14 protein-coding genes and 5 pseudogenes are annotated in these 22,576 nt (G+C 36.5%); 5 read left to right on the forward strand and 14 right to left on the reverse strand.

The window, feature by feature from the left end; genetic code table 11:
* Nucleotides 1–7: 7 nt before the first annotated feature.
* Genes ureC through ASU00_RS17065 form a run of 3 tightly spaced genes read right to left on the reverse strand, consistent with a single transcriptional unit; the run spans nt 8 to nt 2,364 of the window.
* Entirely contained in the window at nt 8–1,720 is a 1,713-nt protein-coding gene (gene ureC, locus ASU00_RS17055) for an urease subunit alpha (protein ID WP_057914679.1), read from the reverse strand.
* Complete coding sequence (gene ureB, locus ASU00_RS17060; protein ID WP_057914680.1) at nt 1,717–2,040, reverse strand: urease subunit beta; 324 nt, start codon at nt 2,038–2,040, stop codon at nt 1,717–1,719. The genes ureC and ureB overlap by 4 nt, the downstream gene beginning before the upstream one ends.
* Nucleotides 2,041–2,061: 21 nt before the next feature.
* On the reverse strand, nt 2,062–2,364 hold the full coding sequence (locus ASU00_RS17065) for an urease subunit gamma (protein WP_057914681.1): 303 nt from the start codon (nt 2,362–2,364) through the stop codon (nt 2,062–2,064).
* A 419-nt stretch (nt 2,365–2,783) separates the two neighbouring features.
* Between ASU00_RS17065 and ASU00_RS17070 the strand changes: the two genes are divergently transcribed.
* Nucleotides 2,784–3,728 (forward strand): urea transporter, encoded by a 945-nt coding sequence (locus ASU00_RS17070; RefSeq protein ID WP_057914682.1) that lies wholly within the window; start codon nt 2,784–2,786, stop codon nt 3,726–3,728.
* Between the two features lie 65 nt (nt 3,729–3,793).
* On the opposite strand, the gene ASU00_RS17075 is transcribed toward ASU00_RS17070, so the two are convergent.
* From ASU00_RS17075 to ASU00_RS26330, 3 genes and pseudogenes are all read right to left on the reverse strand, one after another.
* Nucleotides 3,794–4,015, reverse strand: coding sequence for a DUF5342 family protein (locus ASU00_RS17075; RefSeq protein ID WP_057914683.1), 222 nt, complete (start codon nt 4,013–4,015; stop codon nt 3,794–3,796).
* 278 nt (nt 4,016–4,293) lie between these two features.
* Nucleotides 4,294–4,445: pseudogene (locus ASU00_RS25065) on the reverse strand (IS4 family transposase); the annotation flags it as partial.
* A gap of 180 nt (nt 4,446–4,625) precedes the next feature.
* Nucleotides 4,626–4,842: pseudogene (locus ASU00_RS26330) on the reverse strand (reverse transcriptase domain-containing protein); the annotation flags it as partial.
* A gap of 696 nt (nt 4,843–5,538) precedes the next feature.
* On the opposite strand from ASU00_RS26330, the pseudogene ASU00_RS26335 reads away from it, so the two are divergent.
* Nucleotides 5,539–5,790, forward strand: a pseudogene (locus tag ASU00_RS26335) (DDE-type integrase/transposase/recombinase); the annotation flags it as partial.
* A 284-nt stretch (nt 5,791–6,074) separates the two neighbouring features.
* A complete protein-coding gene (locus tag ASU00_RS17080; RefSeq protein ID WP_057914684.1) occupies nt 6,075–6,926 on the forward strand; it encodes an isocitrate lyase/PEP mutase family protein in 852 nt (283 codons plus the stop codon).
* Nucleotides 6,927–7,358: 432 nt separating this feature from the next.
* Here the strand turns inward: ASU00_RS17080 and ASU00_RS17085 are convergent, their stop codons facing one another.
* Complete coding sequence (locus tag ASU00_RS17085; RefSeq protein ID WP_057914685.1) at nt 7,359–8,594, reverse strand: MFS transporter; 1,236 nt, start codon at nt 8,592–8,594, stop codon at nt 7,359–7,361.
* A 23-nt stretch (nt 8,595–8,617) separates the two neighbouring features.
* Nucleotides 8,618–9,727 (reverse strand): HesA/MoeB/ThiF family protein, encoded by a 1,110-nt coding sequence (locus tag ASU00_RS17090; RefSeq protein ID WP_057914686.1) that lies wholly within the window; start codon nt 9,725–9,727, stop codon nt 8,618–8,620.
* 629 nt (nt 9,728–10,356) lie between these two features.
* Between ASU00_RS17090 and ASU00_RS17095 the strand changes: the two genes are divergently transcribed.
* Both ASU00_RS17095 and ASU00_RS17100 read left to right on the forward strand, forming a co-directional pair.
* Nucleotides 10,357–10,827, forward strand: coding sequence for a DinB family protein (locus ASU00_RS17095; protein ID WP_057914687.1), 471 nt, complete (start codon nt 10,357–10,359; stop codon nt 10,825–10,827).
* A 425-nt stretch (nt 10,828–11,252) separates the two neighbouring features.
* Nucleotides 11,253–11,885 (forward strand): annotated as a pseudogene (locus ASU00_RS17100) (IS6 family transposase); the annotation flags it as partial.
* A gap of 95 nt (nt 11,886–11,980) precedes the next feature.
* Here the strand turns inward: ASU00_RS17100 and ASU00_RS26840 are convergent.
* The 6 genes and pseudogenes from ASU00_RS26840 to ASU00_RS17125 all read right to left on the reverse strand — a co-directional run bounded on the left by ASU00_RS26840 (nt 11,981) and on the right by ASU00_RS17125 (nt 21,713).
* Entirely contained in the window at nt 11,981–16,144 is a 4,164-nt protein-coding gene (locus ASU00_RS26840) for a S8 family serine peptidase (protein WP_057914688.1), read from the reverse strand.
* A gap of 161 nt (nt 16,145–16,305) precedes the next feature.
* Nucleotides 16,306–17,595, reverse strand: a complete 1,290-nt coding sequence (locus ASU00_RS17110) for a helix-turn-helix domain-containing protein (protein ID WP_057914689.1) — start codon at nt 17,593–17,595, stop codon at nt 16,306–16,308.
* A 182-nt stretch (nt 17,596–17,777) separates the two neighbouring features.
* A pseudogene (locus ASU00_RS26355) lies at nt 17,778–17,998 on the reverse strand (site-specific integrase).
* 383 nt (nt 17,999–18,381) lie between these two features.
* Nucleotides 18,382–18,624, reverse strand: a complete 243-nt coding sequence (locus tag ASU00_RS25695) for an IS110 family transposase (protein ID WP_057914690.1) — start codon at nt 18,622–18,624, stop codon at nt 18,382–18,384.
* Nucleotides 18,625–19,032: 408 nt separating this feature from the next.
* Nucleotides 19,033–20,454: an amidase gene (locus ASU00_RS17120; RefSeq protein ID WP_057914691.1), complete on the reverse strand. Its 1,422-nt coding sequence runs from the start codon at nt 20,452–20,454 to the stop codon at nt 19,033–19,035.
* A 50-nt stretch (nt 20,455–20,504) separates the two neighbouring features.
* Complete coding sequence (locus tag ASU00_RS17125; protein WP_057914692.1) at nt 20,505–21,713, reverse strand: MFS transporter; 1,209 nt, start codon at nt 21,711–21,713, stop codon at nt 20,505–20,507.
* Between the last annotated feature and the right edge of the window lie 863 nt (nt 21,714–22,576).

The following is a 22,576-nucleotide window of genomic DNA, read 5'->3' on the forward strand; positions in this document are numbered from 1 at the left end:
CTTCACCTCAGAATAGGAAATATCGTTGTCCCATCGGTACCTTGTCAACAGGCTCACATGTAATTAATTCTCCGTTTACTTTTACTTCATAGGTTTGTGGGTCAACCGTTATTTCGGGAGTTTCGGAATTCAACTTCATATCCTTCTTCGTTAATTTCCGAATGCCGTGAACTGGGAGAATCATTTTTTGTAATCCAAGCTTTTCATGCACCTTATCGTCAAAAGCGGCTTGTGAAATAAATGTAATGGAAGTACTAAACAGAGCTTTTCCAAGCTGTCCGTACATCGGACGAGAAATAACAGGCTGCGGTGTTGGAATAGATGCGTTCGCATCTCCCATTAAGCTTTCTACAACAAAACCATTTTTAATAATCATCTCAGGCTTTACGCCAAAAAATGCTGGATTCCAAATAACAAGATCGGCAATTTTCCCTACTTCGATCGACCCGACATATTCAGAAATACCGTGAGTGATCGCAGGATTGATCGTATACTTTGCCACATAACGTTTCACACGATTATTATCAGAAAGCTTGCTATCTCCTTCCATCGTTCCTCTTTGTTTCTTCATTTTATCGGCTGTTTGCCATGTACGTATAATCACTTCGCCAATCCGTCCCATCGCTTGGGCATCTGAACTGACCATACTAAATACACCCATATCTTGAAGAACATCTTCAGCAGCAATGGTTTCACGTCTAATACGTGAATCAGCAAAAGCTATGTCTTCAGGGACTGATGGGTTCAAATGATGACATACCATTAGCATATCTAAATGCTCGTCTACCGTATTTATTGTATATGGTAGGGTCGGATTAGTAGATGATGGCAGAACATTCATAAATCCGGCTGATTTAATTAAATCCGGAGCATGACCGCCGCCTGCACCTTCCGTATGGTACATATGAATAACACGATCTTTAAGAGCCCCCATCGTATTTTCCATAAATCCGCCTTCATTTAAGGTATCCGCATGAAGCGCGACCTGTACATCATATTTTTCAGCTACTCGTAATGCATAGTCGATAGCTGAAGCTGTTGCTCCCCAGTCTTCATGAACTTTCAATCCAATTGCACCTGCGCGTACTTGCTCCACAAGTGGATCTTCGGAAGCAGCTTGTCCTTTTCCTGTGAATCCAACGTTAATTGGCATTCCTTCCGCTGCTTCAAGCATTCGGTGTATATGCCATTCACCTGGTGTAACCGTTGTGGCTTTTGATCCTGCAGCAGGACCTGTTCCTCCTCCAATTAGGGTGGTGAGGCCTGAAGCTAATGCTGTTCTAACCTGTGCTGGATTAATAAAGTGAACATGCGAGTCAATTCCACCAGCTGTCACAATCTTTCCTTCACCAGCAATAATTTCTGTACTTGCAGCAATGATGATATCCACTTTATCCATAACTAAAGGATTTCCAGCTTTTCCGATTCCAGAAATTTTCCCATCACGGATTCCAATATCTGCTTTATAAATACCGGTGTAATCTAGGATTACAGCATTAGTAATGACAACATCTGCTGCTCCATCGGCTCGTGTTGCTAGCGGATGTTGTCCCATTCCATCACGAATAACCTTGCCGCCACCGAAAACAACTTCATCACCATACGCCGTGTAGTCCTTCTCAACTTGAACGATTAAGTCCGTATCCGCTAAACGAATAGAATCTCCTGTAGTTGGACCATACATTTGAGCATATTGCTTCCTTGACATCTTGAAACTCATTTGTTATCCCTCTTTTCCGCTGTTCCGTCCACTTTATTGTTAAATCCATACACACGGCGTTCTCCGGCGTAAGGCACTAGTTCAATTTCTTTTTCATCACCAGGCTCGAAACGAACAGCTGCCCCAGATGGAATGTTAAGTCGTTTTCCAAATGCTTGTTCTCTAGTGAATTGAAGGGCTTCATTCACTTCATAAAAATGAAAATGCGATCCTACCTGAACTGGGCGGTCCCCTGTATTCGTTACAGTCAATTTAGATGCTGTTCTTCCGACATTACAAATGATGTCTTCCTCTTTTAAAAATAATTGTCCCGGCTCCATTTAATAACCTCCTTTTGCTTCTTATTTAATTGGACTATGTACAGTCACAAGTTTTGTTCCATCAGGAAAAGTAGCTTCCACTTGAATATCATCGAGCATTTCCGGAATCCCTTCCATGACATCTTCTCTCGACAAAATGGTCGCACCATATTCCATCAATTCTGCAACACTTTTTCCATCCCGTGCTCCTTCCAACACTTCATACGTTATAATTGCTACTGCTTCTGGATAATTTAATTCCAAACCTCTTTCTTTTCGTCTTTTAGCAAGATCAGCTGCCACAACTATCATTAGCTTGTCTATCTCACGTGGTAATAATTGCATCGTAAAACCTCCTTATACTTTGTACTGTCAAATAAATAAAAAAAACACTAAATAAAGAGGATTCCAAAATGGATAAGTTCTATTTTTTTAAAAGAGAAATAAATCATTTTTTAGTATCACTCATCATTTATAACTTAATAATTAACTAGGATTCTGAAAAGAAATTTTACAAATTCATCATTTTGAAAAATACGAATATTCGCGAACTATAAACACAATATTTGTAATTATAAAGCACTTTTTGTCGTTTTTTTGATGAATTTTAAGATGAAATTAAAATTGATTCCCTTAGTGCATTAATATATCATAATTTATATATATATAAAAATATATATATAAATTATGATATAAATTATGATATTTCATGACGAGAATACTAGGAGAAATTAAAATCATAAATACTTAAAAAGGAGTTTATTATGCAAAATAACAAACGAAATTCATTAAGGGAGGGAACATTGTTTTCTTTCATATCGGCAACCTTCAAGGGAATCTCTCAAGTTGTCTTAATTGAAAATGCTATAACTGGATTTATTATCTTAATAGCAATAACAATTTCCTCTTATTATTTAGGAATGATTGCTTTATTATCGTCAATCATAGGTAACCTAGTGGGGAAAATTGGGGGCGCAGATGAAAAAAGTATTAATCAAGGTTTATTAGGATATAATTCCGTATTAACAGGTATTGCACTGGCATTGTTCTTAAACGGAACTTATATGTGGTTTCTTGCTTTAGCTGGATCAGCTGTAGCTGCAATTCTTACAGCAGCCATAATGCACTTTATGAAAAAGATAGAAATTCCAATTCTTACATTCCCCTTTATTATCCTTACATGGTTTATACTGCTTGCTTCTTACAAATTAAAAGGTATTAAGTTAAGTACTACATTAGTACCTCAAGATTTAACACACTGGGAACTTAACATAGCAGGAGAGATTAATTTGCTAGATGGAATATTTAACGGAATTGGGCAAATATTTTTCCTTAGTGATACTATATCGGGAATATTAATTTTTATTGCTGTATTTTGGGCAGGGAGAAGACTTGGTTTTTATGCGATAATGGGGAATGCTATTGCTTTACTCACATCATACTTTTTGGGTGGGGAGCATAATTTAATTATGTTAGGACTTTATGGATATAATTCCATTTTAACCATTGTAGCTGTATCTGCAGTTTTTAATAGTAAGCATAACCGTTTTGCACCATTATCAGGTATAATAGCTGCTTGTTTAACAGTACCTATAACAGCAGCCATTAGCACATGGCTTTTACCATATGGGCTCCCTGCATTAACAATGCCATTTGTTCTTTGTTCATGGTTGTTCCTAGGCTCAAGGAGAGTTTTACCTAAGTTATAAGCTATGAGACTGTTTACATAAGGACAAAAAAAGCATCTCTTATAAGAAAAGAGATGCTTTTTTCGTCAATCTTTTATGTGGTGATTCATCAATAAGTCATGAACTTTTGATTCAACAGAACTAATATGTTGTTCTTCAAGTTTATTTTTCGGGTGTGGATTAAACCAATGAATTTCTCCATCATGGAATATCCCAGTATAGTCACTACCTTGAATGTTCACCGTAAACTGCTGACGCTCATGAACTTGACCTTCAAACATTTGCGTTACTTCAATGTTTTCAAACAATATAATAACCTCCTGATTTTATTTAAGGTTTATCTTACTTTTATAATTATGTTCCCTTATGTTTATAACAATAACCGTAATAAATGAGAATTCGGTAAGATCAAGATTAAAATTTGATGAGAAAATTAGCCGGGTTTATTCATTTTTACTATTTTTCTACATGGGATCCTACCACATGCCCATCAAGCTAAAACTTACGAATGATTAGAGTAGAGATAAGCTACTCTCTATGCTAATGAAGGCATGGTAAATAGGCATGAAACAAGTCGTTTTTAAAACTATACTGCTTTCTTGCGACAGACGGTATAATGATAAACAACACCCAATATATCAAAGACCATTTTCTTCTCATATCGATGAGATTTCCGTCCGTTTTACTGTAGTAGATTGAACGGAGAAGCAGAATCTTTGATAGTTCTTGGGTACTTTTTTGGGTTCTGGTGTAAATATACTCAGACAGCTAACCCAACAAGCATATTACCGATTCAGGTTAACGAATTGGACCTTGGGTTTAATCAGGGAAAAGAGTTGCACGCAATTGTAAGCGATTTGACGTACGTACGGGTAAATCAAAAGTGGTGTTACGTATGTATATTTGTTGATCTCATTAATCATGATTCACTTTATCCAAGAATTTCTCCAAGTCCATATCCCACTACCCATGTTAGTACTTTGCTTTTCAAACCACCTGGTGTCCTTGTTTGTTAGGACGAAATCCATAGCTATTCTTTGAAAATTGAGTCAAATTACTTGGGCACTATTTGGGCAATGGCTTGTTGAATGAAACGGTCTAGAACGGTTGGAATACCCAATAGCCGAACTCCGCCNTCGGACGGACTGCGGTTGATAGCTCCCCTGTAAAAGGGCAGTTTAAAAGGCATTGAAGCGTGTAGAAAGAAATTAGGGTGCCATGGTGTAGATGGAATACCGGTTCAAAACCTTAGACCGCACCTCGTAACCGAATGGGACAACATGAGATATCCTTTCCTACGTGGACGAGTTGGTCTATTTGTGCCTTTATCTGCTCTGCCCTTTTGAAATTCCCTGTGTATTCACCACTCCTTCCTTCAAATAAGTTCCATAAGGAATTGGTTGCTTCTTCGCAGAATAACGAACGCCTAGTATCCGTCCTCCTTAATCTGTTCGGTCCTTCCTTATCTTCTCGAGTAGACAAGTACTATGACCTCTGCTGACTTCTAATAATTCAGCTGTCCATCACTGGACAGATTACCAAGTGTACTTGGATGTCATCAGACCTCCCCAGGTAAGAGCGCAATCTTTCCCTCCATCTTCTACTTCATTTACTCTGTACCACCTTCGGCAGTAAGGACTTTGTTTAGTTCCGCAAACTCATCCAATGATACCTAGCCTTATATGAAGTTCGTGTTCCTCACACCGGGGGTTTGCCGCTTGCTTCCTTCAGATTCCACGTCACCGTGGACACCCTTGCATTAAGCTAACCATTACTACTGCCTTCATGATTCGGGACTCACACCCTATAGATTGCACCATGCCGGGCGCACGAAAAAAGTATGCCAGAAGGGCATACGAGTATGACAAATACGGTATCTGAGCAACATTGTGGAACAAGATCATCGTTCTATAAATAAACGGGTCAGTTCTATGTAGGGATTGAAATCGTTTTGAACAGCTACCTATATTTTGAGTGATATCGAAGCTATGCATATGGTTAAAAAGATCCACCTCATCAACGGGAAAATTCTGCCCAAAACGAGGTTGAATTCATTAATAAGTTGTTCGGAGTAGCTGCTTAATCCCAAAGTTTACAGGATATTTACCATTCTATGTTTCCATCGCATTAATTTTTCACCAGAACCATAATTTCTGGTTGATAATGTTTCCATTTAAATAAATTTTCCTTAGACATAATGAACACCCACCTTTTTTAGAGTAATAGTATCAGTGTGTCCAAGATTTATAGATTAATTTCAATTGTATTGAAGTTTTTGCACCAGAACCCTTGATATGATTAAAGCTTACAATATACTTAAAGAAGAATGAAAAGTAGTGAAAGTTACTTGGAAAGGAGCGATATTTTATGAGTGATCTGAATCGATCTGTAAAATTCAATACATTTCAGCAGCTTCATCGTCAGTCATCTACATTTGTACTGCCAAATGCTTGGGATGCCAGTAGTGCCAGAATTTTTCAAGAAAGTGGATTTAAAGCGATTGGTACAACCAGTGCAGGTATGGCAATTTCGTTAGGCTATTCTGATGGTGAAAAAATCCCCTTTGAAAAATTGATTGAAGCTCTGAAAATGATTGTTAATTCCGTGAATATTCCTGTAAGCGCTGATATTGAAGCTGGCTATGGAGCGTCTATTGAAGAAGTGATAGAAAACATTAGACAGATTATTTTAACTGGAGTGGTTGGAATTAACATAGAAGATGGTACGGGAAATCCGGAGGATCCAATTTTTGATGTTTCACTACAAGTCGAAAAAATAACTGCTATCAAAGAACTGTCTCGATTGTTGAAAATGCCTTTATTTATCAATGCACGTATTGATCTGTATTGGCTAAATATCGGTAACCCTGCGCTTCGACTTCAGTCAGCCATCAATCGAGCAATAGCTTATCAAAAAGCTGGAGCAGACTGTATTTTCATTCCTGGTGTAAAAAATATTGATTCCATTAAAAAGCTTAGACAGGAAATTTCTAGTCCAATTAACTTGTTAGCTGGGGCAGATATGCCTTCTTTGAAACAGATATCAGAAACCGGAATTGAAAGAGTTAGTAGTGGGTCTGCACCTTTTAGAGCCACGATAACATTATTAAGAAAAATTAGTGAAGATATTATCAATCATGGAAATTTCCAGCTTATGATTGACGACGTTATCACTTATAGCGATGTGGCTAAACTGATATACCCGAGCACAGATATGTAAAAGAAAAGATAGTTGACCAAAAGGAAAATATTCCCACGACATTTACAGAAAGCTTATTATTTCGATTTTAAGTGACAATCCTTATTCTTAGCTGTCGACTACAACGGTCTAATTTAGCTAGGTAATTAACATTTAGTACTAAAAGCCGAGGTTGTACGTATGTAAGATCTTACCATTTGTAAAATAATATCAAGCTGATAATGCTTCCCTTTTAACAAATTGGCTTTCATACTGATCGCACACTCTTTTTTGGATTAGTAGTATCAATAAGTCAAAAATTTAGAAATTACTTGTATGTGTCTTAAAGTTTTTAAACCAGAACAAAGGAAAGCCGCATATACAATACGGCTTTCCTTTGTTCTCTTCAAACTTCAACAGTTTTTACAAGCCTGAGTATGTGATAATGTGTACAGTAAAGAAATTTTAATATATTCAATCAGTACCACTAGTTACTTCATTATTAACTTGTTGACTTTTTTGGAATAATGTCGTTTTAATTCCTATTAGAGATACTATGATTGTAAGAAGGCCAGCTAAAATAAAGATTACTTCTACATTTACATATTCAACAAATATACCTGAAAGCATTCCACCGAAAGGTAAAGCCAAAAAGGCTAACATGCGCGTTGAGCTAATAACACGACCAAGTAAAGCAGATGGAACTACTTCTTGTCGTAAAGTAAACCAATTAATTGCTAATAAAGTAACTGAACCTACAATTATTATTCTACACGCTATTAATATTATTAACAGCCCTTGAGACATTGTTAATGCTGTTTGCCCTAATCCTATTAAGATTCCAGCTAATATGATTACATTCCCTCTGGGTAATTTGTTTAACTTATTGGCGAAATAAATTGCCAAAAATGATCCTAGTGTCTGTAAAGAAAACACTAATCCTATATATTGAGAAGGTAGACTCAACGGACCTTTTAGGTAAAACATAAATAAAGATTCCATTGCTCCATATCCTAAATTAACTAAAAATATAAAAATAGTACCTATTAATATTTTTTTAGTCTTAACTACGTAATCAATACCTTCTTTAATAGAAACAATAATTGATGTATTGACGTTATTCTTATTCTGATATTTATTAGCTATAAAACCAATAAACATCGCTGAAAAGAAATAGGTGACAAAATTAAAATATAATAGGTTATGTGTTCCAATTACAGCTATTAAAATACCAGCTATAGAAGGCCCTATAAAAGTAGTTAGAGTTTCAGATAATTTAAATAAAGAATTCCCTTGAATTAAGTTTGCTCCTTGCAAGGTTTCTGGAACTATAGATTCGAAGCTAGGATGATAAAATGCACTAACAGAAGATAATAAAAATGCTACAACATAAATAACCCAAACCTCTAAATGATTCATAAGTGCCGAGATAGGAATAACAATAACTAAAATAGCCGAGATAATATCTCCTATCAGTAAGATGTTCTTTTTACTGATTCTATCTGCAAATGCTCCTCCTATCAAACTAAATAAAACTTGAGGAATTATTTCTAACACAAAAGTAAAAGCCATTAAACTTGGTGACTTTGTTAGTTCATAAACTAATAAAGGTAATGCAACTTGAAAAATTGAAGTGCCCAATTTACTAGATGTAGCACTAAGAAATAAAAATAAAAAGTCTTTGTTTCTTAATACTTGATAAGATTTCATACTTACCCCTTTTTATAATATATTTACTGAGTTAATGTTACAGGTATGGAATAACAGACTGAGCATTTTTCTTGTCTTTCCCACTCTGAAATAGAATATGTTTGATATGTCGAAAAGTTTAATTCCATCATCTTACCTAATGACTTTGGCTCACTAATACCAGTAACAAGTCCTAAAAATTCATTAACGATAGCTCCAGCTAACATAGCTACATTAGGACTAATTGCTGCATTGTTTCTTTGGAAGTTTACATGATTCATACTATTAAGTTGATCGTCAATAGCAGCATCACTGTCTATTACAGTCTGTTTATGGCATTCTACACAACCTGTTTCCCCAGGTATAATAGAATAAAAACGCCCTCTAGTATTTAATACTCCACCAGAAACTAATGGTTTTCTTAACTTAACTACAGCTTCATTTACCCAGTCTTGAATATATAATGTTGGTTTATCAGCTACACAAATGACATATTCACTATTTTTAATATGGTTCATAACATCCTCTGCACATTCTATCCGTTTGTTTGTTATATTTAAGTTTACATTAGGATTAAACTTAGAAATTCTCTTCTTAGCAAGATCCGTCTTTAATTCATTAAGGTTTTCTTCAGAATATAACAACTGTCGATTAAAATTACTTAACTCTAAAGTATCAAAATCTAATGCATCTATGTTATGAAATCCTAATGCTGCTAGATGGTATAGTATCTGGCTACCTAAACCTCCAATACCTAACAAAGCAATATTAGTATTCATAATTTTTTCTTGGATCTCAAACTTACTATCTTCTAAAGATGTAAAAAGTGAAAAAAAGTTTAAATTTGCCTTATATCGTTCTTTCTCATATTCACCCAACACTTTAGGAATAATAGAGCTGTCTTCTAAATATTTTTCATCATCTAATGATTTAATGGCTTGATGTACTTCCTGAGAGGTGATATTTGGATATTTTAGAATTACTTTCTCAGTAATATCATCAATGGTATTTTCTCCATTGATTAACGAAATTAAATACTCAATACTACCATTAGGATCTTCAATGATTCCTGCCACTCCATCTTCTTCCCCTATATGTATTTCACTATTTACAAAAAACACAGGAATAGTTTCTTTAAATTTAGGTTTTACCATTTAAAAACCCTCCATTTTACAATTTACTTAAATAGGGAACTATCTGACGATAGTTCCCTATTCTTAAAATCTTGAAATTTAAACATTTAGCTATTATTAACCTGGGAAGCTATATAAAACTGCAGATTTTTTGCTAGTTTTTTGAACTTTAACTTTCATTCTTAACACCCCCATGTATGTAATAATAGAATGAATAATTATTAACCTGGAAAACTGTATAAAACTGCAGCCTTTTTGCTAGTTTTTTGAACTTTAACTTTCATGCTTAACACCTCCATACCCTTAAGATAATTTCATAATATTACCAATAGAAAGGAAATGCAATAAATAAACAGAATTTTTCCATAAATAGGGTAAATATACTAAAAATAGAAGAATTATTTATGGGTATGATTAACTCATTTTATGTCATAAGACCTTATTTACAAAATTGGTTGGAATGTATTCTACATTCACACCAAAAATATTTATTGTACATGCAACGAAATGAAACAATTTGTTGCATCGCCCCTTCTTATAGAATGATTTATTTCGTGAATACATCCAAATAAAAGAGTGAACCTTTGCATTTTATTCAGAGACTCTAGTAAACTTAATTTATAAGGTTGAATAGAAGGGAGAAAATATAATTGAACACTATTGATTTCTTAGTATTAAACCTAAAAGAAACTAGAAGACGAAGTATTACTGTATGGCAAACAATTTCTGTTGACAAATTAAATTGGAAACCAGATGAGAAGGCAATGACATGTTTAGAAATGGTTCGTCACGTATTAGAATCTGAGTATTATTATTACCTAGCTATTGAAAATAGAGGAAGTGTGAAGGATTTTCATTCTCCATTTGAAAAAAGACCGTATATATCAATTGAAGATGAATTAGATTTTGCAGACAGTTATCACAAACAATTTTTACGTTCCGTTCGTTCCTTTTCTAATGAAGATCTAGCTGCAATTAAAATTGATCGCTCTGATGTAGGGTATGTTCGTTCATTAGGAGATATGTTAATGCGTATCGCATATCATGAAGCAGTGCATACAGGGCAACTCTTAGATTATTTAAGAACCATGGAAGTTGAGCGACCTAATATTTGGGATTAACACTAAACTTCCTGTACACTCGTTATAATAACCAAGATAATACAGAATATCTCCTAGAGGAGTATAAGAGTTGAGGATGAAAAACATTGACATAAATCCAGTAAGCCCAACTTTAAAAGAAGGGCTGTACTGGATTTAAAAGTGTACTTTTACGAATGGGTAAAAAACACATACTATTTCAGTAATGTGAAAATCAGGGTTAACCCTGCTACATATTCTCAGACAATTTCTTCCCTCAAAGCATTTCACTCGTTAAGCACAATAAAGAGGAGTTGTAACTAATCCTCTTCCTAGACTCATACCTCCGTTAGTTTTGACGGATAGTTGGATTTAGGTTTCATTACCTTTAACTATAATTGCACCAAGAATCAAAGCAAACAGACAAACCTGGACATTCCTTTATTCAAAAAAGACCTGCTATTATTATGTTAACGGTAAGTTGTTACCTACGGTACAACTTAAGTTTTCGTGATTTGGTGGAAATGATGGAGGACGTGGCTTATCCAGGGCTCATACAACGATTATGCGTTGGGTTCATCAATTTGGACCTCAATTAGATAAAAGAGTACGTCGTCATCTTAAGCCCAACAAATGACTCTTGGAGAGTCGATGAAACGTATATCAAAGTAAAAGGTTGATGGGTGTATTTATATCGTGCAGTCGATTCAGAAGGGATCTAAGTGAATCAAGAGATAAACAAGCAGCCAAGCTCTTTTTCAAAAAAGCCCTGGCTGCTCCTCATGTTTGTAAACTCCGTGTCATAACAGTGGATAAAAATTCAGCCTATCCTGTAGCGATTCAAGAGTTAAAAGAAGAGAAACGTATGCCTGAAGGTATACAAATCAGGCAAGTTAAATATCTTAATAATATGTTAGACAGGATCATCGTTTTATAAAGAAGCGATTGGTTTGATGTTAGGATTGAAATCATTTCGTACAGCTACTTACATACTGAGTGGCAAAGAAGCCATGCATATGATTAAAAAGAAACAGGTTCATCAAAGGGTGAAGTCTGCCCAAAATCAAAAAGAATTCATCCATAAATTGTTTGAGATTAGCTTCATAAGTTATGAATTTAAAGGAAACTCACACTCTATGCGTCTGCCCGTCGTACAAAAAACAACGGCACTGTGGCCGTTGCTCTCATTTTTTCCTTACTGTATATTTAATGCTTCCATCACACTTTCTAATGTGTGTCCCTTATAGGTTTTCACCGGTTTTGGAGCCTTGTCCATCCAAGGATTTTGCATCAAGTAATTATTGATTACATATTGCATATCCTTTGCGTCTACTACCCCATCGAAGTTGATATCCGCTTCACGTTTGTCTGTGTTCCAGTTCGATTGAATGGAAAGTGCGTCTTTTACATCGATTACATGATCTTTGTTCACATCTCCAGCTGGCGCATTATTATTATAAATTGTTTCTGTAAAAGGTTTTATTTCACCATTTTCTTTCAAACCGACTGTAAAGCTTCTCTTCATCGTGAAATGTCCCGGCATTTCTACCTCCAATGTGAACGGTTTATCGGTTAGTGGTAATTTAGATTGGAAAGCCCAACTAATAGAGTCTTTACTTTTAAGCGTGTTTGGATACTCTCTACCGGCTTCATCTGTTACTTTCACCTTTGCACCCGCTTTTACATAATCCACATTTCCTAATGGCTCATCCAACCACGGAAAAGGAACCTTAAATGCTTCTGGGTAAACCCATGACTTCAAAACAGAGAACGTTCGTTCCACATGACTAGGAATACTCATGCTAATTGCGGAATTCATTGTATCATCTGTATTTTTGTACGATGCCTTGAATCCTCCTAAATCTATAATGCTAATTGCAGTATCATCTTTCAATTTGTATGTGACATCTACCATCGGAATCGTACCGGAGATTCCTGTTTGTGCAGCCTCGTCGGTTAATGCCGCAGTAATTGTTCTTTGTATAACCTGTCCATCTCCGAATAAATCCTTATTCTCTGTCTGAATATCCACTTTCCCATTCAATGTTGCGTGGGGTTTAATACTTATCAGGTCAGCGTCCGATGAAAATGTATCCTGAAATGAATATACTGCTTCCTTCATGTTTATCATATTGTTCATCGATAAAGTATACGTCACCGTATCACCCGCTGTTACAGTCTTTTTATCCGAAGTGGCTGTTCCATATGGTGTGCCCTGTTTCACAAAGAATACTTTTAAATCACTGGAATAGTTTCGCACTGTCGCCATGTTTTCTGCATACATCTTCACTGGAATCGGTTGTATTTCAGGGTTCAGTGTGAGTTGTGTCGTAAAGTTTCCGTTAGTATCTAATGGAACCGATACGGTCCCGAATCTACCTGGCAACTGATAAACAAATTTATTATTGGCTTGAGATACATCCATGCCTGCAGCTTTCATTTCTTCCACACTTGGATCGTTGACTGAACCTGATATGGTTACCTTTGGTTGCTCTGGGTTATATTCATACACACCAGAGTCCATATTGAGTTCGAGTGTTGGCTGTGTAACATTAAAGTAAACCGGAGCATCTGAGCTAAAGGTTTTCCCTTTATCATTTGTCCCTACCATCCTAATTTTGTACAACCCTGGTTTGGTTTGTGCCGTATCATACGCGATCGGGTTCTCCGGATCTCCGGTTAACGGATAATAAATACCCTCATTCATAGCGCCACCTAGACGATATTCAATATTCTCATCTGCTCCCACTCCGTCCAAGGAGCCAAGGAAGCCAATTTCTTTATTTGTTTTCGGATCGACAAGGAATAGATCCAGCGAACGCATATGAGATTTTAATTGGAATAAAAGAGCAACTGACCAGTTTAATCCGCTATATCCTGCTTCCTTCGCTACCGTAAAGGCAGAAGGACTTGCCTCGACATGATCAATGCCCTCTTCCATTGTATGAATGCCAAATGGCACTCGATACGTTTCAATTGGATTGTCTTTATTCGTGTACACGACGTACCCTTCATAGTTTCCTAGTTTGGCAGTTTTCGGAACAAACATTGTCACATCAGTTTTCTTATTTTTACCTGCCTTCACTTCCACCGTTTTATTTGACTCCACATTGACACCGTTGGCAGTCGCATCGTTGGCTGCGTGGGAATAATCATTGGCAAACCTTTCTTTCAATGTTTGGAATTGCACTTTCACCTCGTATGTTTTCGTTTCTTTGCTGTTGTTTTCCAGCGTAACAGTACGGGTCTCTTTGATATCCTTTCCATTTGCAGCCCGTGCACCAAAGCTGAGGGCACCAGTCTTCTCTTTAATCGTTTGGGTTCCTTTATCTGCAAGTGTTGCGGCTTCAATATTACTTCGCACCGTTTCCGTCTTGTCTTTTACTTGAATGTCTGTTTGAGCATGAATCGCTTTATATGGATCCACACGCCCTGAGCCTACTTCAAATACACTATATTCTCCATTTAATGGAGCCGCCGTATTCATGAGCCTCGTTTTGATATCAGCAGGCGTCATATCCGGGTCTGCTTGTTTTAAAAGTGCCGCTACTCCCGCAACATTTGGCGCTGCCATGGATGTACCGGATAAACGTTCATATGCATGTTGATAATTTCCTATTTGATCTTGTCCATGCACATAGGAAGGTACCGTAGATAAAACAGACACCCCCGGTGCGGTTACTTCCGGCTTAATATCATACAATACGCGGGATGGACCGCGAGAGCTGAAGTCAGCCAATACGTCCCCTCCGGACACAACTTGATCCATCTCATCGAAGGAGAACGTTGGAGTGCCAGAAGTCAAAGATTGCTTCATTGCAGTTCCTTGTTCATTGCTTAGCGAGAATATAGGAATATAATTAAACCCTTCTCCTAAATACACATCTTGTAACGGCGGATTTGTGTTATATAAAAGAATACCCTTCGCGCCATTTTCCTTCGCAATCTTATTTATAGAGTCTACAGAATTAACTCCGCGAGCCGCGAGGACAAGTTTTCCCTTCACATCTTTGTTCGTATAATTGTCACCGTACCCTACATCCACAACCTGCAAATTTTGTCCTTTAAATTCTTCTATACTATCGTTAAACCCTTGGGAAACCAGCTTTAAATCCGCTGATACAGTTGTATCTGCATGAAGTGTTCCTTTAAAGGTTGGAATCGTGACAGATATGTCACTGGCCCCAACAGTAAGCGCCAATGGAGAGGTACCAGGTGAACCAAGTGTATACATTCCGTTTCCTGAGTTTCCGGCTGACACCACTGCCGTTACGCCTGCCAGTACGGCATTGTTTACGGCAATACTTGTCACATACAACGGGTCGTTGTAATCCGCACCAAGCGACATGTTAATAACATCCATACCGTCCGCCACTGCTTGGTCGATCCCGGCTAAAATCGCCCCGGTACTACCATTACCGTATGGACCTAACACACGATACGCATAAATATCAGCTTCCGGTGCTACCCCGGTTACCGCAAAGTCAGACTCATTCGTCCCTTGTCCGGCAATAATTCCTGCCACATGCGTTCCATGCTCCGTATAGTATGTTCCAGATGATGGTTGTCCTGCTTTCACCCAATCGTCATACGTTGTTTCCATTGGATCATTATCATTATCCACGAAATCATATCCGTCTTTATAGGCATCTTTTAAATCAGGATGATTATAGTCAATTCCTGTATCCAGAATCCCAACCTTCACACCTTCTCCCGTAAAGCCTTCGTGATGAAGCTTTTCGATGCCGGGGAATGTGATATTCGTGTACGTTTCTGCCTGCTTCTTGGATTCTTGTTCTGTGACAGGCGGCTCGACGTGTACTTCCAAATCACTCCAAACAGCCTTTACCGCATTAGAGTCAAGTAATGCTTTTGCCTTGTTGGCAGGGATAGTCATCGCCACACCGTTAAATGCACGCTTGTATGTCTGCTTGATTTTGTAGGGTGATTTCTTTTGTTTTAACTCATTTTTGAAAATCGTTTGTAAATCCTTTTGAAAGGTTTCATGCGCTGTGTCTACTTTTTGTTTTGCTTGCGTTTCAGACAGAGATTTTCCTTCTATTGCCGCTTCCAGTACAGCTGTCTTTTGTGGCTTATCCTTAAATTGAACAATGACAGAAATGGAATCGCTACTCTTTTGTTCTACTTCAGGAGATAGTTGCAGCCCTCCCTGGTCATTCGTTTGTAATTGTTTAATCGCTTGACGCTGCTCTGGAGTAAGCTTTGCCAGCACTTGATCAATGCTTGAAGATGTCTGTGCATGAACATTATACGGTAAGGAAACTGGTGCAAATGTACTGAATAATAGACCTGCACTAAGTACCAATGTTGAAACATTTTTCGTTATTCCCTTTTTCATCTGTCTTTTCCCTTCTTTCTTAGTTGTTGATAAATTCATTATATTTAAATTTGACGGAATATTACGTTTGGAAAATTCCATCAAATTAAAAAATTAGGAGTTCCAGTTTTTAATTCTATATATCTTGCATTCTTAATCCCCGAGTTCATTTAGAAAAATAGCTATGTTACTGTGCGAAGCTGCGTGAGGAGGCCTCCTTCTATTTCTTTTGTACTTAATAATTGAATATATTTGTTTCTTTGGTCAGGAGTCGCATGGTAACTGTATTTCCAATAAACAAGAAGACATTTTTTAAATCTTTCTACATTGCCTATTTGATTTGCTGTATACGCCACATTCAATAGTTCATTCAACCCTTCCGGAAATATATGGGTTTTACACTGGTACAATGCATGTGCGTAACGAAAATCCAAATACATCTTCTGCTTTATCCATGGTTCTTTACTTACAACCAAATCATCAATGATATGTTGATACCAATTTAACAGCTTTTTCGCATCATCCATTCTATCCAAGTGAACATATGCCTCGAGTACCTTCGGCAAACCAACATACATATCCTCTCTATCTTCTAACCAAGCAAAATACTCATCTGCATACTCCAATTTTCCAAATTCTAAAAAAGCAGCAAATCGGTTTCCAGCGGCTATATCAGCAAAATATTCGTTTACTTGTGCGTATTGAGCCGTAAGAGCCAATACTTCTTCAAGTGAACCGCCCAGGCGTGCTAATGCAAAGCTCTTATACATAAGAGCTCTTGCAAAATACTCACCTTCCTTTACCATGTTCTCTAATCTCTCGGCGTAATACAACACTTCTCCCCATTGCTCGCGTCTATAGTAAAACGCTGTAATCCATAAGTACGCTTCCATTCTAACTTCACTTGGCATACACACCAGATGTTCCAACACATATGGAAGTGCATGTTGTCCCTTCTCTGACATTCTCACAATATAAAATCGTCTAAAATAACTGGTTGCCAGTTGTTCTGAAAAATTATTAATTTCATTTTCAATGATCAACTCATACAGAGGTAACGCCTTTTCTTCTTTCTTGGCTTTAAAAAGCTTCTCCGCGACGGTAAAAATATAGGCCAAATAGTTAGTTCGGATCGAGTCTGATTTTTCTGCTGTCATGGTAAGTAACAGATCACAGCACTGCTTCTCGTAACCACGCGTTATACACGTATACAAGAACTGAACACTTCTACGCTTGTCCAATCGTTTGTTCTCATTAAAACATTCCTCTAAATAATAAGGATATAGGGAACCTTCCGCTAACCCAAGAGCCTTTGTAATGGCATCCAGATGTTTTAGAGAAAGTGTTTGCTTGTGATTGAAAACACGACTTATATCACTGATATGAATACCCGATCTTTGTGCTAAGTCTATTTTTTTCCAATTTATCTCCTTCATTGAGTGCTGAATCTTCTGAAATAAAGTTGCATTCACTCTTCTCACCTTCTGTTCGTTTTCTTATTACCTCATATTTTCTGTTCGTAATATAATACTATATGATTTTTTCACTAACCAATTAGTTTACAATTTCATTATATTGAAATTTGATAGGATTTAAATTCAGAAAAATTACATCAACTTGATTTTATTTCCTTGTTAAGCGTTCCATCAGGGGGTTATGCGATATAGCGCAAGGTAACCGAAGGATGGGAATGATGGAGAATCCTTTGTAACATCGCAATATCCTTGGTCGCTTTGTAAAACCAATAACCAAACGGTACAGGATCTGCTTTGTGGTGAGCTTGAGTAGGTCCCCGACACGTAGGCCGGTCTCGCATCCTACGACAAACAGGATGTAATTACGCTCCGAACAATGGCGTCTCAGCGCCCATTTCATATCTTCTAACTGCTGCTGATCCCGGATTGGCTGCACATCTTTGGTTGCCTCATCTTCATCAACCTTGCTTCTCTATTCAAAATCCTTATGTACCAACAATTCGAATATACGATTTTTCTTCATTTATAAGTAAAAAGAGAAAGAACAAAAAAAGTGAAAGTATGATAATTTACATTATCGTACTTTCAAAAAACAGAAGTAAAACCCCTTAATGAACTAACGGGGCAGGATAGTTCAAGAGTGCCTATGGAGTTGTTCAACAATCGGGCCATTATCTTGAATAACTTATTGTGAAAATAATGGGATTTTGAAATAATTGTTATTAAGAGGAAGGCTTGTGGTTTATATAATTAGGGAGGAAAGGGTAAGAGACGGGTATAAAATTAGCAACTAAAAATGAACTCCGATGGGTAAATGAACAAATGATGAAGCAGACTTTTCATCACAACATGGGATACCTGAAGTGTAGCTAGCCAATCACTTAAAGCCAAGAGACCCGTTATTGTAGTAGAAAACGTTTCAATAGAGGTTTTTGTTTTTTTATCTAATGGACCAAATAGTACACAGGCTACTACTGTTTCTTGGTGTACATCTAGGCCAGCACAACGTTCAATCATTGCTTCCATAGGAGAATCACCTCAAAAAAAGATTAACAATACATATGACAGGAGATTTGTTATAAAAATTATTGTATACGTACTTGTAGTACACTAAATGGTTCTTCAATACTGTCACTACCATCTTCTTATACAGGGTATCTTCCTTAAAATCCACCAAAAAAAGTTCAGCCTGGTTGTATTGTTGGTTAGACTTTATTTTGGGTAAAGAGCAGGTTATCGTGCTAGATGGTGGCGGCGAGAATCGCCGGCATAGAAGTTTCTTATACTCATCAAAACTTTAAACTGCCCCTATTGCTACTACAATTTGAAAGAGGATTAGCTTTTATTAAAAAGAGCGCTTTCATTTTAAACCACATTTCCGAAAAAATGTATACGTATTCAAGTTAAAAATTATTAAAAATTCTGTCAATTATTCTAATAATTTTTTGTAACTTCACTCTGATTTTCACTTTCTTTCACACACAATAAATCCCTTTTAAATTGTTCGTCTCTTTTTATATAAAACTCTGATAAGGCAAACTTTTCATAAGAATTTGCTGCCTGAAACAATTGGTCTTCCCTGTAATGCCCGGCAATGAACTGCAATCCTACCGGAATTCCGCTCTGTGTAATACCTGCTGGTAAATTTAAAGCAGGATGGCCAGTAATATTAAACAGGCTCACATAGCGAATCATACAGTCACCTAGTAACTCTGTCATACCATTAATCGTTACTTGTTCTGTATGAACATCGGAAGTTGTCACAGGGGTTGTTGGCGTAATCATCACGTCAACATCAGCAAAAATATCAGATACCTTTCGTGTTAATTCCTCCCGCTTTTTCAAAGCTGTTATATAATCAAATGCTGTTATGCCCTTGCTCCTTGTAAATGTACTTTTTGCATCTTCACTGAACATGTGAAGAGAAGTCTGAATGCGTTCTTTGTGAACATAACTTGATTCAGATGTGCCAAACACCTTTGCAAGATTAATAATATCCGATAAAAAGGAAGTGTCTATTTCTACTATAACAGCACCTAGGTCAGATAGCTGTTGCACCGCATTTTCATATAGTCTCTTCACTTCACTATCCATAAATTCATTAAAATAATGCTTCGGCAACCCTATTCTCATACCTGTCAATTCACCTGAAATAGCTGTAGTATACTGTTTATTTGTAAGTGCTTCCATAATTAATGCTGTATCCTCAACATTTCTTGCTATTGGACCCACGTGATCAAGTGTCCAAGATAACGGTGTCATACCATTCATGCTAATTAAATTATACGTAGGTTTTAAGCCTACTACTCCACAGCAAGCTGCAGGCACACGAATTGATCCTGCTGCATCTGTACAGATAGAACCTAGAGAAAGATTTGCTGCAACAGCAGCTGCTGAACCACCACTTGATCCGCCAGCCGTCTTATCTTTATTCCACGGATTAACAATATCACCGAAATAAGTATTTTTAGATGTGATGCCAAATCCATATTCAAACATATTGTTTTTACCAAGTAAAATAATGCCCTCTTGCTCTAACTTTGTGACAACTTCAGCATTTTCAGTCGGAATTCGATCTTTATCAATTATTGACCCACCTGTTGTTAAGATATCTTTTGTATCTATCGAATCTTTATAAGAGATGGGTACGCCAAGCAACCCACTTAATTCTCCAGAGTTCATCTTTTTCTCTGCCTGTTCTGCCTGATTAAACGCTGTTTCTTCTGTAATGGTAATATAGGAATTAATAATAGGATCTAGCCTTTTTATTCGGTCTATATACCATTTCGTTATTTCTGTAGGTGAAAATTGTTTATTTTTATACCCATCCATCAGTTCTTTTATCGTTAAAATCATTTTACTTCCTCCTTTTGTTTGCGCTTTTTATCAATAGGCCGCGTATTTCTTTAACTAATCTGATCCGTTTTGGTTAAAATTTTTTGTTTTTCAATGGTTTTCGTTCTAATAAAAAATTTTATTAATATACCTGAAATAGCTGAAAGGATTCCTATTATTACAAAGCTAAAGCTTCTTGAAAAAGCCACTGTCAATATCCCCATTAATACTGGGCCAAAAAACATTCCAAACGAAAACACACTTTGAAAAAATCCCATCCTTGTTGACTGCTTATGTTCGGGAATATTCATAATACTTAACGACATTAAAACTGTAAAATTTAGTGCAAATGCTATTCCAGAAAAAGCTTGCAAACAAAAGAGCAATAGTAAATTCGGTGCAAATGGTGTCAAGATAGCAACAACACATTGTAAAAATGCTCCTACAACAGCTGTGTTCACTAAGCCCAACTTTTTATAAAAAAATCCTCCACATAATGCAGCAGCAATCCCTCCTGCAATTAAAAACGTATTGGATAGCCAACTCAGAGCAATCGCATCCCCCCCTAAATCTCTTGCTACAAGAGGTGTAAATGTGACCCTCATTCCAAAAGAAGCCATCAGCGCTATGATTGCTAGTAGAGATAATAGCCATAAGTTTTTATCCGTTATTTGTTCCTTAACGATTTTTTTTAAATCATATGTTTCCCTTTTCACTGTAACTTTTTTCTCTTTCAAAAAGAACGTTAAAACAAAGGCGATAGAAGCAGCAAAAACGGCAACAAGAAAAGAATATGAATAGCCGTAACTGTTTGCGACAATTCCTCCTACTATCGAACCAACTAAAGCTCCAATGTAATCTGCCAAAGTTAAAAAAGCTACAGCTTTTGCAGAATTATGGATTCCGAAATAAGAGGCGAACATTACAGTATAAAGAACCCATGTAGCCCCCGTAATACCATCCAAAAATTTCGCGAGATATAAAGTAGTAGCGTTTGGTTCAATAAAAGCGATTATCCAACCAATGATTGTAATTAAAAGCCCCACTTGAATAATCAGCCTTCTTTTGTTCAGCATATCCGAGAATACGCCAAGCGGGAATCGGAAGAACATGGATGCTAGCCCCGTTACTCCCATCACACTGCCTATCACTGCAGGTGAGATCCCTAAATCTTCGGCATAGGATGAAATAAATGGATCAAAGGCTGAAATGCTAATAAAAAAGAGTACAGTTATGATAAAAAATAATATAATATTAAACCGAAATTGGACTTTATTCATTAGGTCACCTCATTCCTATTTTTCACTTAACTCTTACAAAAAAACGAGCAGTAACTATAGCTTGAATTTTTTTGATGCATCCAATTTTTTTCATAACCTAATTCGTTATCGCCTTTTTCACCTTTGGTTCTTGTACAGTCATGTTAATCTCCCCTTATGTATTTGTTTTTTCATCTTCATTATTTGGTTATTCTATATAGAGAGGAAGACGGCTAGTTTTAATTCAGTCATTTCCTAAAACTAATATCTAACCCCTTCTCTACCAGACACGCAATTTACACACCGACAAACGATTTATATAAATCATTATTGATCAACTTACATTTTCCCCTTTCTTTGAATACGCTTTCAAATAAAAATCACCAACAGTTCAACCGCCCTTGTTTGATTTGTCATCACATCTGAACCGCATCGAGGAGATTTTTACATTCATTAATTCTTAATTTGCATTTTGAATACGTATTCAAAATATACTAACCTTTACTACCTTTACTACTTTTACTACTTTTACTACTTTTTCTACTCACAAGTTAAAATATAAACAATTTTCAAACTATTGTAAATAGTTAAATTTATTTTCAGCAAATTATAATTTATTTGTTATTTTAAAGGAATCACTGATCTCTTTTTATATAAGTTTTTTTGAAGGTGATGATGCAAAATTGGAGAATAGACTTTGGTTATTAGACCACATTTGTTCAATTGCACAGCTTGGACTCCGATATACAAATAACCCCTACGATATTGAAATATGAAAAATGGCTGGAATTGGCATTTGCAGCCTTTATATAATGAACTACCATGAAAATTAAACACTAATAAGCAGGAAAAAGACCATATTAAATAAAACGCAAGCTTCAAAT

It is taken from the genome of Peribacillus muralis (genome assembly GCF_001439925.1).
Classification (GTDB): domain Bacteria; phylum Bacillota; class Bacilli; order Bacillales; family DSM-1321; genus Peribacillus; species Peribacillus muralis.

Bases quoted from the DNA above. Each gene is read 5' to 3' on its own strand.
- ASU00_RS17120 (WP_057914691.1), bottom strand. From the start codon at position 20,454: ATGATTTTAACGATAAAAGAACTGATGGATGGGTATAAAAATAAACAA.
- ASU00_RS17070 (WP_057914682.1), top strand. From the start codon at position 2,784: ATGCAAAATAACAAACGAAATTCATTAAGGGAGGGAACATTGTTTTCT.
- ASU00_RS25695 (WP_057914690.1), bottom strand. From the start codon at position 18,624: ATGGAAGCAATGATTGAACGTTGTGCTGGCCTAGATGTACACCAAGAA.
- ASU00_RS17065 (WP_057914681.1), bottom strand. From the start codon at position 2,364: ATGCAATTATTACCACGTGAGATAGACAAGCTAATGATAGTTGTGGCA.
- ASU00_RS17125 (WP_057914692.1), bottom strand. From the start codon at position 21,713: ATGAATAAAGTCCAATTTCGGTTTAATATTATATTATTTTTTATCATA.
- ureC (WP_057914679.1), bottom strand. From the start codon at position 1,720: ATGAGTTTCAAGATGTCAAGGAAGCAATATGCTCAAATGTATGGTCCA.
- ASU00_RS17090 (WP_057914686.1), bottom strand. From the start codon at position 9,727: ATGGTAAAACCTAAATTTAAAGAAACTATTCCTGTGTTTTTTGTAAAT.
- ASU00_RS17080 (WP_057914684.1), top strand. From the start codon at position 6,075: ATGAGTGATCTGAATCGATCTGTAAAATTCAATACATTTCAGCAGCTT.
- ASU00_RS26840 (WP_057914688.1), bottom strand. From the start codon at position 16,144: ATGAAAAAGGGAATAACGAAAAATGTTTCAACATTGGTACTTAGTGCA.
- ASU00_RS17085 (WP_057914685.1), bottom strand. From the start codon at position 8,594: ATGAAATCTTATCAAGTATTAAGAAACAAAGACTTTTTATTTTTATTT.
- ureB (WP_057914680.1), bottom strand. From the start codon at position 2,040: ATGGAGCCGGGACAATTATTTTTAAAAGAGGAAGACATCATTTGTAAT.